This window comes from Streptomyces sp. NPDC057137 (genome assembly GCF_042670825.1).
GTDB lineage: Bacteria > Actinomycetota > Actinomycetes > Streptomycetales > Streptomycetaceae > Streptomyces.
This window is the reverse complement of the sequence record NZ_JBHUUW010000028.1, coordinates 38,352-51,939: the sequence shown is the minus strand read 5'-3', so window position 1 is coordinate 51,939 and position 13,588 is coordinate 38,352. Positions and strand designations below refer to the sequence as shown.

Here is a 13,588-nt window from a genome sequence, read left to right as displayed (position 1 = left end):
TGACGCGATGAGGGATGCCCCCACGGGCGTGATCACAACGCCCCGGGCGACAGTTTCTGAATCATCTGATGACGGCGCACGACACGGCAGAAGAGGGACGGACGGGCATGGACCGCCAGACGGTCGGCAGCACGAACCGGGGCCGGCTTCGGGTCGAAGTTCGGACCGAGGGCCGGAGCGAGGTCGTGACAGCGGCGGGTGAGTTGGATCACCACACCGCCGAACTGTTGCGAGCACCGCTGGAAGAAGCCATCGACCAGGGGCGGGTACGCCTCGTGGTCGACTGCTCGCAGCTTGAGTTCTGCGACTCGACCGGGCTGAACGTACTGCTCGGGGCCCGCCTGAAGGCCGAAGCGGCCGGCGGCGCCGTCCATCTGGCCGCGATGCTGCCGGTGGTCGCCAGGGTCTTCGAAATCACCGGCGCCGACGCGGTCTTCACCGTGCACGAGTCGCTGGAAGCGGCCCTTGCCGACTGACCCGGGGGCCGCACGAGAGCCCCGCGGGTATCAGATGTTGCAAGTGTCACGTCACCCGCGTAGGTCTTGTGGGTGTTGTCACGATTACGCCGGGCAGAAGAGTCCCCGGGCCGTCCGGGACAGTCCGGGCACTCTCTGTACCGACGCAGTATCGACGCAGTACCGACGAAGCAACGACGTACGACGTATGACGTATCGACCACACGGCGAACCGGTGAATCGGTGAGGTGAAGCGCTGATGAGCACCACCCGGCAGTTTCCGCCGGGCGATTTCGGCTCCGAGCCGGACGGCGCGGGTACCACCTCCGCCGGGTCCGAAAGCCGGGTACGCACCCTGGCGTTGGGCAGCGCCAGCGGCATCGTTCCGATGGCCCGCGACTTCACCCGCCAGGCGCTCTACGACTGGGGCTGGCTGCCGGCCGAGAGCGCGGAGCGCCGCGCCGCCGCCGAGGACGTACTGCTCGTCGTCTCCGAGCTGGTCACCAACGCCTGCCTGCACGCCGAGGGCCCCGAATCACTGCGGGTCTCCTCCGACACCAAGGTGCTGCGCCTCGAAGTCACCGACCGGGGCACCGGCCAGCCCGCGCCCCGCACCCCGCACCGCGCCGGACGGCCGGGCGGACACGGCATGTTCATCGTGCAGCGGCTCTGTCTGGACTGGGGAGTGTCCCGTACGCCGGGAGCCCCCGGGAAGACGGTCTGGGCGGTCCTGGCGGCCCCGGCCTAGCGCGACGCACCGGGCGCGCGGCCTCAAGGACCGCGCGCCACCACGTCACCGCACGTCGCCCATCAGCGCCCGCACCTTCCTGCGGTACATGAACACCGCGAAGCCCGCCAGCGTGGCCAGCAGCGCCTCCACGGCGACCACTCCCGTACGGCTCAGATCCACGCCCGCGATGGAGAGCATCCCCGTCACCGAGTCGCCCGCCGTGACCGCGAGGAACCAGACGCCCATCATCTGACTGGCGTACTTCGCCGGCGCCATCTTCGTCGTCACCGACAGCCCGACCGGCGAGACGCACAGCTCGCCGACGGTCTGGATCAGATAGATGCCGACCAGCCACACCGGACTGACCAGGGTGCCGTCCGCCGCCAGGACCAGCGGGATCAGGAAGAAGAAGAACGAGACGCCGACGAACGCCAGGCCGGCGGCGAACTTCACCACCGTGCTCGGCTCCTGGCCCCGCCGGTTCAGCCACAGCCAGAGCCAGGCGATCACCGGGGCCAGCGCCATGATGAAGACGGGGTTCAGCGACTGGTACCAGGACGTCGGGAAGCCGATGCCGAAGACCTGGTCGGCGGCCTTCGTCGTACCGAACGCCTGAATCGTCGACCCGCCCTGGTCGTAGATCATCCAGAAGACCGCGGCCGCGACGAAGAACCAGATGTACCCGGACATCTTCGTCTGCTCGGCCGCCGACAGATCCTTGTCGCGCTTTATCCGGATCAGCACCCCGGCCGGGATGACGATGCCCGCGAGCGTCAGCGGCACCATCGCCCAGTTCAGGGTGAAGTTGCCGGTGAAGACGACGACTCCGTAGAAGACCGAGGCGATCAGCAGCCAGGTCAGCCCCTTCGTCAGCCAGCTCGCCCGCTCCTCGCGCGACAGCGGCGTCGGGACGTGGCTGCTCCGCGGGGCCAGGTGCTTCGTACCGAGCAGGAACACGAGCAGGCCGATGCCCATGCCGACGGCCGCGAGCGCGAAGCCGAGGTGCCAGCTGTACTTCTCACCGACGGTGCCGATGATCAGCGGCGCGAAGAAGGCACCGATGTTGATGCCCATGTAGAAGATGGTGAACCCGCCGTCGCGGCGCGGGTCGTCGGTGCCGTCGTAGAGATGGCCGACCATCGTGGAGATGTTGGACTTCAGCAGTCCCGAGCCGAGAGCCACCAGTGCCAGACCGGTGAAGAAGGTGCCCGAGCCCGGCAGGGCGAGCGTCAGATGGCCCACCATGATGGTGCAGGCCGCGATCGTCACCGTCCTGCGCGGGCCCCAGACCCGGTCGCCGAGCCAGCCGCCGGGCATGGCCAGCAGATAGACCATCGACAGGTAGATCGAGTAGATCGCCGTCGTGGTGGCCAGGGTCAGGCCCAGGCCGCCCTCCTGGAGCCCCTTCGATGCGTCGGGGCCGCCGGACAGCAGATAGATCGTGAGCAGGGCCCGCATGCCGTAGAAGCTGAAGCGCTCCCACATCTCCGTCATGAAGAGCGTGGCCAGACCGCGGGGATGGCCGAAGAACGTCTTCTCGGGGGTGGTGCGGGGGTGGCCGGTGGTGTGGGGACCGCCGGGCGGGTCGGGGGAGTCCTTGGTGAGGCTGGACGCCATGGGGGGATCCTTGCTTGCTCGGGTTCATGAATAAGGGGACCTTCGGCGCTCAAGCCGCCAAAGATCCCCAACAGGTGCTACATGGAGCGAAGCCACCATACGGCATGACAGAGCAGCATATGGAAGGACTTGAGGCATGGATCACAGGTTTTCCATGGAACCACAGGTCACTTTCGAAGGCAGTTGACCCAATCGCGTCCCACAGCCACAGGCATCGGCGATCACTGCCCGGCCGCTCCCCCACGCGGACTACCATCACCTCATGACCCGTGTACTGCTCGCCGAGGACGACGCGTCCATCTCGGAGCCGCTGGCCCGCGCCCTGCGCAGGGAGGGCTACGAGGTGGAGGTACGCGAAGACGGTCCCACCGCGCTCGAAGCCGGCCTCCAGGGCGGAGTGGACCTGGTCGTACTCGACCTGGGACTCCCCGGCATGGACGGCCTCGAAGTGGCCCGCAGGCTGCGTTCCGAGGGCCATTCCGTGCCCCTGCTGGTGCTGACCGCCCGCGCCGACGAGGTGGACACGGTGGTCGGCCTCGACGCGGGCGCCGACGACTACGTGACCAAGCCCTTCCGCCTGGCCGAGCTGCTCGCCCGCGTACGGGCCCTGCTCCGGCGCGGCGCGACCGAACCGGCCGCCTCGCCCACCACCCACGGCGTCCGCATCGACGTCGAGTCGCACCGGGCCTGGATGGGCGAGGAGGAGCTGCAGCTCACCGCGAAGGAGTTCGACCTGCTGCGGGTCCTGGTCAGGGACGCGGGCCGGGTCGTGACCCGCGACCAGCTGATGCGCGAGGTCTGGGACACCACCTGGTGGTCGTCCACGAAAACCCTGGACATGCACATCTCGTGGCTGCGCAAGAAGCTGGGCGACGACGCGGCGAACCCGCGGTACATCGCGACGGTACGAGGCGTCGGTTTCCGCTTCGAGAAGAGCTGAGCCGGACGATCGGGCCTGAGCCCAGGAACAGCAGACCCCGGCCGAACAGAAGTCCGGCCGAACAGAAGTAGGGCACAGTGCGCCGTCGTCTGATCAACTCCACGCTCGCCGTGGTGCTCGTCGTCATCGCCGTTTTCGGGGTCTCGCTCGTCATCGTCGAGACCCGCACCATCACCAACAGCGCCCAGGAGAGAGTGGACCTGGAGGCCCAACGGCTGGTCAGCATCGTCGACAGCCGGCTGCTCGGCGGCGAACGCGTCACCGAGGCGATCCTGCGGGAGCAGGCCGACGACGGGCGGTACGCCAAGGTCGAGATCCGCGGCCGCGCCACCGTCGAGATCGGCCGGCGCCCCGACGACGGCGCCATCAGGGGCAAGGCCGAGGGCGAGCAGGGCGAGACCGTCACGGTCGAGGAGTCCCGCGCGTCCGTCACCCGTGAACTCGGCCGCACCCTGATGATCATCGGCGCGGTGGCGCTGCTCGCCGTCATCGCCGCCGTCCTGCTCGCCGTACGCCAGGCCAACAAGCTCGCGTCACCGCTCACCGACCTCGCCGAGACCGCCGAACGCCTCGGCTCCGGCGACCCGCGCCCCCGCCACAAGCGGTACGGCGTACCCGAGCTGGACCGGGTCGCGGACGTACTCGACTCCAGCGCCGAGCGGATCGCGCGGATGCTGACCGCCGAGCGCCGACTGGCCGCCGACGCGTCGCACCAGCTCCGTACACCGCTCACCGCGCTCTCCATGCGGCTGGAGGAGATCTCCACCACCGACGACCCGGACACCGTCAAGGAGGAGGCGACGATCGCGCTGACGCAGGTGGAGCGGCTGACCGATGTCGTGGAGCGGCTGCTCACCAACTCCCGTGACGCGCGCACCGGTTCGGCGATCGTCTTCGACCTCGACGACGTCGTGCAGCAGCAGATCGAGGAGTGGCGCCCGGCCTACCGCAGCGCCGGCCGCGCGATCGTCTGCTCCGGCACACAGCACATGCGGGCCGTCGGCACCCCCGGAGCCGTCGCCCAGGTCCTCGCCGCGCTGATCGAGAACTCCCTGATGCACGGCGGCGGCACGGTCGCCCTGCGCAGCCGGATCACCGGCAACCAGGCCGTGATCGAGGTGACGGACGAGGGACCCGGCGTACCGGCGGACCTCGGGGCGCGGATCTTCGAGCGCGCGATCAGCGGGCACAACTCGACGGGCATCGGGCTGGCGGTCGCCCGTGACCTGGCGGAGGCGGACGGCGGGCGGCTCGAACTGCTCCAGCAGCAGCCGCCGGTCTTCGCGCTGTTCCTGAGCCGCGAGGTGCGCGTACGTGAGGAGCCGAAGAAGACGGTCAGATGACCCGGCCGGCCTGCGGCACCGGCTCGGGCACGGGCGCCGCCTCCGGCTGAAGCCTGCGGAACACCCAGGTGCGGTACGACCAGAAGCGGAACAGCGTCGCCACGCCGATCCCGAGGAACTTGAACACGTTGCTCTGCAGCGGCCCGTCCCAGCCGAACCCGTACGTCGCCGTGTAGAGCACACCGTTCTCGATGACCAGCCCGACCGCGCTGAACAGCAGGAAGAGCGTCAGCTCCTTCGTGCGGCGGCTCTTGTCGCGGTCCCGGTACGCGAAGTACCGGAAGCCCACGTAGTTGCAGGCGATCGCGACGACGGTCGCCAGGATGCTGGCCCGCACCACCTGGAGCTCGGTGGTGTGCCGTACGAGGTTGAAGACCACCAGATTGACCAGCAGCCCCACCCCGCCGACCGCCCCGAACTTGGCGACCTCGCGCGTGAGCACGGACAACCGCTCCCGCAGGGCCGGTCGCTGCGAAGGCGCGGCAGTCATCTGGTCGCTCAGCCCCGTCCGGTCGGTGTGTTCGGTCGACGACGCAGTCTCGTCGGTGAAGTCTCGCCCGGCGCCACGACGGCGCCGACCGACCCACTGTAACCACCGGACCGGCCCAGGCCGGCAGTCGGCGGACCGCCCCGGGCCCCGCGACGGATACCCTGGGTCTGTGACGTTCCCGGTAGTCGGCATGGTCGGCGGCGGTCAGCTCGCCCGTATGACCCACGAGGCGGGCATCCCCCTCGGCCTCAGATTCAAGCTCCTCAGCGAGACCCCACAGGACTCCGCGGCGCAGGTGGTGGGCGACGTGGTCGTCGGCGACCACCGCGACCTGGAGACGCTGCGCGCCTTCGCGCGCGGCTGCGACGTGATCACCTTCGACCACGAGCATGTGCCGATCGAGCATCTGCGCGCCCTGGAGGCGGACGGCATCCCCGTACGCCCCGGCCCCGACGCCCTCGTGCACGCGCAGGACAAGGGCGTGATGCGCGCCAGGCTCACCGAGCTGGGCGCGCCCTGCCCGCGCCACCGCATCGTCACCGACGCCGCCGATGTCGCGGCCTTCGCCGCCGAAGTGGGCGGCTTCCCCGTCATCCTCAAGACGGTGCGCGGCGGCTACGACGGCAAGGGTGTGTGGTTCGCCCGATCGGAGGACGACGCCGAGCAGCCCTTCCGCGCCGGTGTTCCCGTCCTGGCCGAGGAGAAGGTCGACTTCGTCCGGGAGCTGGCCGCCAACATCGTGCGCTCGCCGCACGGCCAGGCCGTCGCGTACCCCGTCGTGGAGTCCCGACAGGTCGACGGCGTGTGCGACACCGTCATCGCGCCCGCGCCCGGCCTCTCGGAGGAACTGTCCGGCGAGGCCCAGCAGCTCGCGCTGCGGATCGCCGCCGAGCTGGGTGTCGTCGGCCATCTCGCCGTCGAGCTGTTCGAGACGGCCGACGGCCGGATCCTCGTCAACGAGCTGGCCATGCGCCCCCACAACTCCGGCCACTGGACGCAGGACGGCGCGATCACCTCGCAGTTCGCCAACCACGTACGGGCCGTGCTCGACCTGCCGCTCGGCGACCCGCGCCCGCGCGCGCCGTGGACGGTCATGTGCAACGTGCTGGGCGGCGACTACCCCGACATGTACGCGGCGTATCTGCACTGCATGGCCCACGACCCGCAGCTCAAGATCCACATGTACGGCAAGGACGTGAAGCCCGGCCGTAAGGTCGGCCACGTCAACACCTACGGTGACGACCTGGCCGACGTGCTGGAGCGCGCCCGCCACGCCGCCGGATACCTCCGAGGAACGATCACCACATGAGCTCTCCCCTCATCGGCGTCGTCATGGGGTCGGACTCCGACTGGCCCGTCATGGAGGCCGCCGCCCAGGCGCTCGACGAGTTCGAGATCCCGTACGAGGTCGACGTCGTCTCCGCGCACCGGATGCCGCGCGAGATGATCGCGTACGGCGAGGAGGCCGCCGGACGCGGCCTCAGGGCGATCATCGCGGGCGCGGGCGGCGCGGCCCATCTGCCGGGCATGCTGGCCTCGGTCACACCGCTGCCGGTCATCGGGGTCCCCGTACCGCTGAAGTACCTGGACGGCATGGACTCGCTCCTGTCGATCGTCCAGATGCCGGCGGGCGTACCGGTCGCCACCGTCTCCGTAGGAGGAGCCCGTAACGCCGGTCTGCTGGCCGCGCGGATCCTCGCGGCCGGCGACCCGGAGCTGCAGACCCGTATGAAGGACTTTCTGCAGCACCTGAACGAACAGGCGACGGAAAAGGGCAAACGCCTCCGTACGAAGGTCGCGGGCCACGACGCCTTCGGCTTCGGGAAGTGAGGGCCACCATGGGCGCCGAGGACTATCTGGAGCAGGCCCGCGAACTGCTCGAAGACTTTCCCGTGGTCGACGGGCACAACGACCTCCCGTGGGCGCTGCGCGAGCAGGTCCGCTACGACCTCGACCGACGCGACATCGCCGACGACCAGTCGGCGCACCTGCACACCGACATCCCGCGGCTGCGGGCGGGCGGCGTGGGGGCGCAGTTCTGGTCGGTGTACGTACGCTCCGACATGGCCGGCGACACGGCGGTCAGCGCGACCCTGGAGCAGATCGACGTCGTCGGGCGCATGATCGCCCGCTACTCCGACGACCTCGCCGCCGCGCGCACCGCCGACGACATGGAGAACGCCCGCCGCACCGGCCGGATCGCCTCCCTGATGGGTGCCGAGGGCGGCCACTCCATCAACAACTCCCTCGCCACGCTGCGCGCCCTGTACGCCCTGGGCGTGCGCTACATGACGCTCACGCACAACGACAACCTCGCCTGGGCGGACTCGGCGACCGACGAGCCGGGCGTGGGCGGCCTGTCGCCCTTCGGCCACGAGGTCGTACGCGAGATGAACCGCACCGGCATGCTGGTCGACCTCTCGCACGTGGCCGCCACGACGATGCGCGACGCGCTCGCGACCTCCGCCGCGCCCGTCCTCTTCTCGCACTCCTCCGCGCGGGCCGTCTGCGATCACCCGCGCAACATCCCGGACGACGTGCTGGAGCTGCTGGCGGCCAACGGCGGAGTGGCGATGGCCACCTTCGTACCGAAGTTCATCCTTCCCGAGGCGATCGCCTGGACGAAGGCCGCCGACGAGAACATGCGCGAGCACGGCGCGCACCCGCTGGACACGACCGAGTCAGGGATGAGGATCCAGCGGGCCTACGAGGAGGCCAACCCGCGCCCCGCGGCCACGGCGGCGACGGTCGCCGACCACCTGGACCACATGCGCGAGGTCGCGGGCATCGACCACATCGGCATCGGCGGCGACTTCGACGGCACGGCGTTCACGCCGGAGGGCCTGGAGGACGTGGCGGGCTACCCGAACCTGGTCGCGGAACTGTTCGCCCGCCGCTGGTCGCCCGAGGACCTGTCGAAGCTGACGTGGCACAACGCGGTACGGGTACTGCGCGGCGCGGAGGACGTGGCGCGCGGGCTGCGGGCGGAGCGGGGCCCGTCGACGGCGACGATCGAGGAACTGGACGGCTGAGCGGCTGAGCGGCTGTACGGGGGCGGGCTGCGAGCGCGTCCGGCACCTGGGTACGCGGTCGGGAGCGCCGGCCGCACGCCTGCTTGCCGGCCCGGGTACCCGGGCCGGGCCGGCCCTCCCCGTCGTAGGCCGAGCTTGCCGGGCTCGCGGTCCCTGGCACGCACGCCCCCTCCGTTGTCGTCGGTCGGCATGGCTCCGCCATGCCTCGCTCCTCCGCCTTGCGGTCGACGCACCAACGAGACATCGGCCGCTGCCGCGGCGGGCGCTCCCTGATCCGGCCCGATCGACAAGACACCCCCTGGGCGACCACGACCCGCTCCGCCCAGCTCCCGGGCCACCGCCCGTACCCCCGAACGGCCCGCCCGCCGCGACCCCTCCGCCCGCCCGTGGCACGGTGGCTCTACTGCCGTCGCACCCCACGGAGCCCTGTCATGGCCGACCTTCAGGACGACCCCTACGACACGGATTCGACAGCCGCCGTCGGCGATCTGGACGCGCCGCCGCATCCGCAGGCGCCCGCCACCACCGCGGCGCCCGTGTCGTCCGCCGAGCGCGCCCGCGCGCTGCTGGCCGCGCACCCCGTCGTCGACGGCCACAACAGCCTCGCCCCGACCCTGCTGCGCCGCCGCGGCGCCAACCACGCCCACGATCTCGACCAGGGCGAGACCTTCCTCGACACCGACATGCCGCGGATCCGGGCGGGCGCGCTCGGCGCGCAGTTCTGGTCGCTCCACGTCGACGCCGAAGCGGCCCGCGAGGGCCGGGCGGTCAGCACCACGCTGGAGCTGATCGATCTCGTACGGGACCTGATTACGTCCAGCCCGGAGAGCCTGCGTATCGCGCTCGGCGCCGGAGACCTGGCCGACGCGCGCAACTGCGGCCGCGTCGCCTCGCTCCTCGGCCCCGTCTCGGGCCCGGCGATGGGCGACTCGCTCGCCACGCTCCGCGCGCTCCACTTCCTTGGTGTGCGCGCCCTCGCACTGGCAGGCGCGCGCTGGGCGGACGACGGGCTCACCCGCTTCGGCCAGGAGGCCGTGCGTGAGCTGAACCGGCTCGGCGTCGTCATCGACCTGTCCGGCGCGTCCGACGAGACGGCGCGCGCCACCTTCGCCGTCACCAAGGCCCCGGCGATGTTCTCCCACTCCGCCGCCCGCGCCCTCACCGACGGCCCGGCCAACGGCAACGTCTCCGACGAGATCCTGAGCCTGCTCGGCGCCAACAGCGGTGTCTGCATGGTGAGTTTCGCGCCCGAACAGACGACCCGGGACGGTGGCGGTCCGTCCGTCTCCGCCGTCGCGGACCATGTCGAGCGGGTACGGGACGTGGCCGGGGCGGAGTGCGTCGGCCTCTCGGGGACGTACGGCCGCGAGGCGGACGCGCCCCACACCCAGGGCCTCGAAGACACCTCGTGCTACCCGCGGTTGATCACCGAACTGCTCGACCGCGGCTGGGACGACACCGCGATCACCGATCTCACGTGGGGCAACGCGGCCCGGGTGCTGCGCGACACGGAGTTCATCGCGCGCGCCGCCCAGCAGCGCCGTTCCGCGTCGACGGCGACGATCGAGGAACTGGACGGCGCCCGCCGGTAGTTGTGTACGGGGGCCGGTCAGGCCGTTTGGATACGGGGCAGGTCAGGCCCTCGGCCGCCCCATCGCCCGGTACGTCCAGCCGGCGCCGCGCCACACCGCCGGGTCCAGCGCGTTGCGCCCATCGAGGATCAGCCGCCGCGTCACGGCCCCGCCCAGCTCCGCGGGGTCCAGCTCGCGGAACTCGCGCCACTCGGTGAGGTGCAGGACGACATCGGCGCCGCGCACCGCCTCCAGCGCGGACTCGGCGTAGCCCAGCGTCGGGAAGAGCCGACGGGCGTTGTCCATGCCCTTCGGGTCGTACACGGTCACCTGACCGCCCTGGAGATGGATCTGACCGGCGACGTTCAGCGCGGGGGAGTCCCGTACGTCGTCCGAGTCCGGCTTGAACGTGGCGCCCAGCACCGCGACCCGCTTGCCGAGGAACGACGAGTCGCCGCCGACCGCCTCGCGCGCCAGCTCCACCATGTGGCCCCGGCGCCGCATGTTGATCGAGTCGACCTCGCGCAGGAACGTCAGCGCCTGGTCCGCCCCCAGCTCGCCCGCCCGCGCCATGAACGCCCGGATGTCCTTGGGCAGACAGCCGCCGCCGAAGCCGATCCCGGCGCGCAGGAACTTCTTCCCGATGCGCTCGTCGTAGCCGATGGCCTCCGCCAGCTTCACCACGTCGCCGCCGGCCGCCTCGCAGACCTCGGCCATCGCGTTGATGAAGGAGATCTTGGTGGCGAGGAAGGAGTTCGCGGCGGTCTTGACCAGCTCGGCGGTCGGGAAGTCCGTCACGATGAACGGCGACCCCTCGCCGATCGGAGTCGCGTACACCTCGCGCAGCAGCTTCTCGGAGCGCTCGCTCTCCGTGCCCACGACGATCCGGTCCGGGTGGAGCGTGTCCTGTACGGCGAAGCCCTCCCGCAGGAACTCCGGATTCCACGCCAGTTCGACGTCCTCGCCCGCGGGCGCCAGCTCGGTCAGCCGCCGTGCGAGGCGCTCCGCGCTGCCGACGGGCACGGTCGACTTGCCGACCACCAGCGCCGCCCGGCCCAGCTGCGGGGCCAGCGAGTCGAAGGCGCTCTCCACGTAGCTCATGTCGCACGCGTACTCGCCGTGCTTCTGCGGGGTGTTCACGCAGACGAAGTGGACGTCGCCGAAGGCGCCGATCTCCTCCCAGGAGGAGGTGAAGCGCAGTCGGCCGCTCGACCCCTCGAAGCCGGCGACATGCTTGCGCAGCAGGTCCTCCAGGCCGGGCTCGTACATCGGGACCTTGCCCGCCGACAGCATCTCGATCTTCTCGGGGACGACGTCGAGCCCGAGTACCTCGAAGCCCAGTTCCGCCATGGCCGCGGCGTGGGTGGCGCCGAGGTAGCCGGTACCGATCACAGTGATCTTGAGGGCCATGGGTGCTCCTGGGAGTGCGGTCGGGATGCGGTGCCCGAGCATAGCCGCGCCGCTCGGACCCCCTTTCGGGCGCCTCAGGGGCAAGGTGCGGGAGCTGTCGGGAAACTCACGTACGCCGACGGCGCCCCAGCCCTCTAAAATTAGGGTTACTTAACGGTAGTTAGCATTCAGGGGAGTGAAAGACCGTGGCCGGATCGGCTGATTTCGACCTGTACCGCCCGTCCGAGGAGCACGACATGCTCCGTGACGCCGTACGCGCCCTCTCCGAGGCGAAGATCGCGCCGTTCGCCGCCGCGGTCGACGAGGAGGCGCGCTTCCCGCAGGAGGCGCTCGACGCGCTGGTCGCCGCCGATCTGCACGCGGTCCATGTCCCCGAGGAGTACGGCGGCGCCGGGGCCGACGCCCTGGCCACCGTGATCGTCATCGAGGAGGTCGCCCGCGCCTGCGCGTCGTCCTCCCTGATCCCGGCGGTGAACAAGCTCGGCTCGCTGCCCGTCATCCTCTCCGGCGGCGAGGACCTGAAGAAGAAGTACCTCGGGCCGCTGGCCAAGGGCGACGGAATGTTCTCGTACTGCCTCTCCGAGCCCGACGCGGGCTCGGACGCCGGCGGCATGAAGACCAAGGCCGTACGGGACGGCGACAGCTACGTACTCAACGGCGTGAAGCGCTGGATCACCAACGCCGGCGTCTCCGACTACTACACGGTGATGGCCGTCACCGACCCCGGCCTCCGTACCAAGGGCATCTCGGCGTTCGTCGTCGAGAAGGGCGACGAGGGCGTCTCCTTCGGCGCCCCGGAGAAGAAGCTCGGCATCAAGGGCTCCCCGACCCGTGAGGTCTACCTCGACAACGTCCGCATCCCGGCCGACCGCCTCATCGGCGCCGAGGGCACGGGCTTCGCGACGGCGATGAAGACCCTGGACCACACCCGCATCACGATCGCGGCCCAGGCCCTCGGCATCGCCCAGGGCGCGCTCGACTACGCGGCGGGCTACGTCAAGGAGCGCAAGCAGTTCGGCAAGCCGATCGGCGACTTCCAGGGCGTCCAGTTCATGCTCGCGGACATGGCGATGAAGCTGGAGGCGGCCCGCCAGCTCACCTACTCCGCGGCGGCCCGCTCCCAGCGCGTCTCCGACGGCGGCGACAAGGAACAGCTGACCTTCTTCGGCGCCGCGGCCAAGTGCTTCGCCTCGGACGTGGCGATGGAGATCACGACGGACGCGGTCCAACTCCTCGGCGGCTACGGCTACACGCGCGACTACCCGGTGGAGCGGATGATGCGCGACGCCAAGATCACCCAGATCTACGAGGGCACGAACCAGGTCCAGCGGATCGTGATGGCCCGCAACCTGCCGTAAGGGGCACGGCCGCATGTGAACGCCCCGGCCCGGGAAGTCGGGGCGGGGCGGGCCGGGGCGTCCGGTGGACAACCAAGGGCCGTTGTCGGTGGGCGCTGCTACCTTCCCGGCATGATCAGATCCGTTCCGCACACCGGCAGCGAGAAGGACAGCCTGTACGCCGCCCTCGACCGGCATCGGGATGTCGTCGTGTGGAAGCTCGACGGGCTGGACGACGAGGCCCTGCGGCGGGCCGTGACGCCCTCCGGCACCAACCTGCTGTCGCTCGTGAAGCACCTCGCGACCGTGGAGTACGGCTGGTTCTGCGCGCCGTTCGGGCGGGCGAGCGAGCCATTCTGGTTCGACACCGAGACCGAGGACATGACCGTCGCGCCGGACGAGTCCACCGCCGACATCCTGGCCTTCTACGCCCGCGCCCGCGTCGCCGCCGACCTGGCCATCCACGAGACCGGCCTGGAGGACACGGGCACGGCGTGGGACGGCAGGGTCGTCACCATGCGGTGGGTCCTGATCCACATGATCGAGGAGACGGCGCGGCACGCGGGCCACATGGACATCGTGCGGGAGCTGATCGACGGGACGACGGGCGATCACCCGGAGCTTCCCCAGGAGTGACCGCCCGCCGACTCAAGCCATGGCCCG

General features: G+C 70.5%; 13 protein-coding genes. 10 read left to right on the top strand and 3 right to left on the bottom strand.

What is annotated here, in order from left to right:
• Positions 1–107: 107 nt before the first annotated feature.
• Positions 108–476: an STAS domain-containing protein gene (locus ACFT9I_RS22175; protein ID WP_078076999.1), complete on the top strand. Its 369-nt coding sequence runs from the start codon at positions 108–110 to the stop codon at positions 474–476.
• Between the two features lie 238 nt (positions 477–714).
• Positions 715–1,203, top strand: coding sequence for an ATP-binding protein (locus tag ACFT9I_RS22170; protein ID WP_382566662.1), 489 nt, complete (start codon positions 715–717; stop codon positions 1,201–1,203).
• Between the two features lie 45 nt (positions 1,204–1,248).
• On the opposite strand, the gene ACFT9I_RS22165 is transcribed toward ACFT9I_RS22170, so the two are convergent.
• Positions 1,249–2,802: a peptide MFS transporter gene (locus ACFT9I_RS22165; protein ID WP_382566660.1), complete on the bottom strand. Its 1,554-nt coding sequence runs from the start codon at positions 2,800–2,802 to the stop codon at positions 1,249–1,251.
• A 262-nt stretch (positions 2,803–3,064) separates the two neighbouring features.
• Between ACFT9I_RS22165 and ACFT9I_RS22160 the strand changes: the two genes are divergently transcribed.
• A complete protein-coding gene (locus ACFT9I_RS22160; RefSeq protein WP_354605418.1) occupies positions 3,065–3,742 on the top strand; it encodes a response regulator transcription factor in 678 nt (225 codons plus the stop codon).
• Between the two features lie 77 nt (positions 3,743–3,819).
• The gene (locus ACFT9I_RS22155) at positions 3,820–5,085 is read left to right on the top strand and encodes an ATP-binding protein (RefSeq protein WP_382566658.1); all 1,266 of its coding nucleotides are present in this window, start codon (positions 3,820–3,822) and stop codon (positions 5,083–5,085) included.
• On the opposite strand, the gene ACFT9I_RS22150 is transcribed toward ACFT9I_RS22155, so the two are convergent.
• On the bottom strand, positions 5,078–5,575 hold the full coding sequence (locus ACFT9I_RS22150) for a GtrA family protein (protein ID WP_382566657.1): 498 nt from the start codon (positions 5,573–5,575) through the stop codon (positions 5,078–5,080). The two genes, ACFT9I_RS22155 and ACFT9I_RS22150, sit on opposite strands and share 8 nt — an antisense overlap.
• Before the next feature lie 169 nt (positions 5,576–5,744).
• On the opposite strand from ACFT9I_RS22150, the gene ACFT9I_RS22145 reads away from it, so the two are divergent.
• The 4 genes from ACFT9I_RS22145 to ACFT9I_RS22130 all read left to right on the top strand — a co-directional run bounded on the left by ACFT9I_RS22145 (position 5,745) and on the right by ACFT9I_RS22130 (position 10,199).
• Entirely contained in the window at positions 5,745–6,884 is a 1,140-nt protein-coding gene (locus ACFT9I_RS22145) for a 5-(carboxyamino)imidazole ribonucleotide synthase (RefSeq protein ID WP_382566656.1), read from the top strand.
• On the top strand, positions 6,881–7,405 hold the full coding sequence (gene purE / locus ACFT9I_RS22140; RefSeq protein WP_382566654.1) for a 5-(carboxyamino)imidazole ribonucleotide mutase: 525 nt from the start codon (positions 6,881–6,883) through the stop codon (positions 7,403–7,405). Before ACFT9I_RS22145 ends, purE begins: the two co-directional genes overlap by 4 nt.
• Before the next feature lie 8 nt (positions 7,406–7,413).
• Positions 7,414–8,607, top strand: coding sequence for a dipeptidase (locus ACFT9I_RS22135; RefSeq protein WP_382566720.1), 1,194 nt, complete (start codon positions 7,414–7,416; stop codon positions 8,605–8,607).
• 431 nt (positions 8,608–9,038) lie between these two features.
• On the top strand, positions 9,039–10,199 hold the full coding sequence (locus tag ACFT9I_RS22130; protein WP_382566652.1) for a dipeptidase: 1,161 nt from the start codon (positions 9,039–9,041) through the stop codon (positions 10,197–10,199).
• Between the two features lie 42 nt (positions 10,200–10,241).
• Here the strand turns inward: ACFT9I_RS22130 and ACFT9I_RS22125 are convergent, their stop codons facing one another.
• Positions 10,242–11,588, bottom strand: a complete 1,347-nt coding sequence (locus ACFT9I_RS22125; RefSeq protein WP_382566651.1) for a UDP-glucose dehydrogenase family protein — start codon at positions 11,586–11,588, stop codon at positions 10,242–10,244.
• Between the two features lie 185 nt (positions 11,589–11,773).
• Here ACFT9I_RS22125 and ACFT9I_RS22120 point away from each other — a divergent pair, with 185 nt between their 5' ends.
• Together ACFT9I_RS22120 and ACFT9I_RS22115 are read left to right on the top strand one after the other, a co-directional pair.
• Positions 11,774–12,946, top strand: a complete 1,173-nt coding sequence (locus tag ACFT9I_RS22120) for an acyl-CoA dehydrogenase family protein (RefSeq protein ID WP_382566649.1) — start codon at positions 11,774–11,776, stop codon at positions 12,944–12,946.
• 111 nt (positions 12,947–13,057) lie between these two features.
• A complete protein-coding gene (locus tag ACFT9I_RS22115) occupies positions 13,058–13,561 on the top strand; it encodes a DinB family protein (protein WP_382566647.1) in 504 nt (167 codons plus the stop codon).
• The last annotated feature ends 27 nt before the right edge of the window (positions 13,562–13,588 follow it).

Coding starts and splice junctions, on each gene's coding strand:
- ACFT9I_RS22175 (WP_078076999.1), top strand. CDS start 108: ATGGACCGCCAGACGGTCGGCAGCACGAACCGGGGCCGGCTTCGGGTC.
- ACFT9I_RS22170 (WP_382566662.1), top strand. CDS start 715: ATGAGCACCACCCGGCAGTTTCCGCCGGGCGATTTCGGCTCCGAGCCG.
- ACFT9I_RS22165 (WP_382566660.1), bottom strand. CDS start 2,802: ATGGCGTCCAGCCTCACCAAGGACTCCCCCGACCCGCCCGGCGGTCCC.
- ACFT9I_RS22160 (WP_354605418.1), top strand. CDS start 3,065: ATGACCCGTGTACTGCTCGCCGAGGACGACGCGTCCATCTCGGAGCCG.
- ACFT9I_RS22150 (WP_382566657.1), bottom strand. CDS start 5,575: ATGACTGCCGCGCCTTCGCAGCGACCGGCCCTGCGGGAGCGGTTGTCC.
- purE (WP_382566654.1), top strand. CDS start 6,881: ATGAGCTCTCCCCTCATCGGCGTCGTCATGGGGTCGGACTCCGACTGG.
- ACFT9I_RS22135 (WP_382566720.1), top strand. CDS start 7,414: ATGGGCGCCGAGGACTATCTGGAGCAGGCCCGCGAACTGCTCGAAGAC.
- ACFT9I_RS22130 (WP_382566652.1), top strand. CDS start 9,039: ATGGCCGACCTTCAGGACGACCCCTACGACACGGATTCGACAGCCGCC.
- ACFT9I_RS22125 (WP_382566651.1), bottom strand. CDS start 11,588: ATGGCCCTCAAGATCACTGTGATCGGTACCGGCTACCTCGGCGCCACC.
- ACFT9I_RS22115 (WP_382566647.1), top strand. CDS start 13,058: ATGATCAGATCCGTTCCGCACACCGGCAGCGAGAAGGACAGCCTGTAC.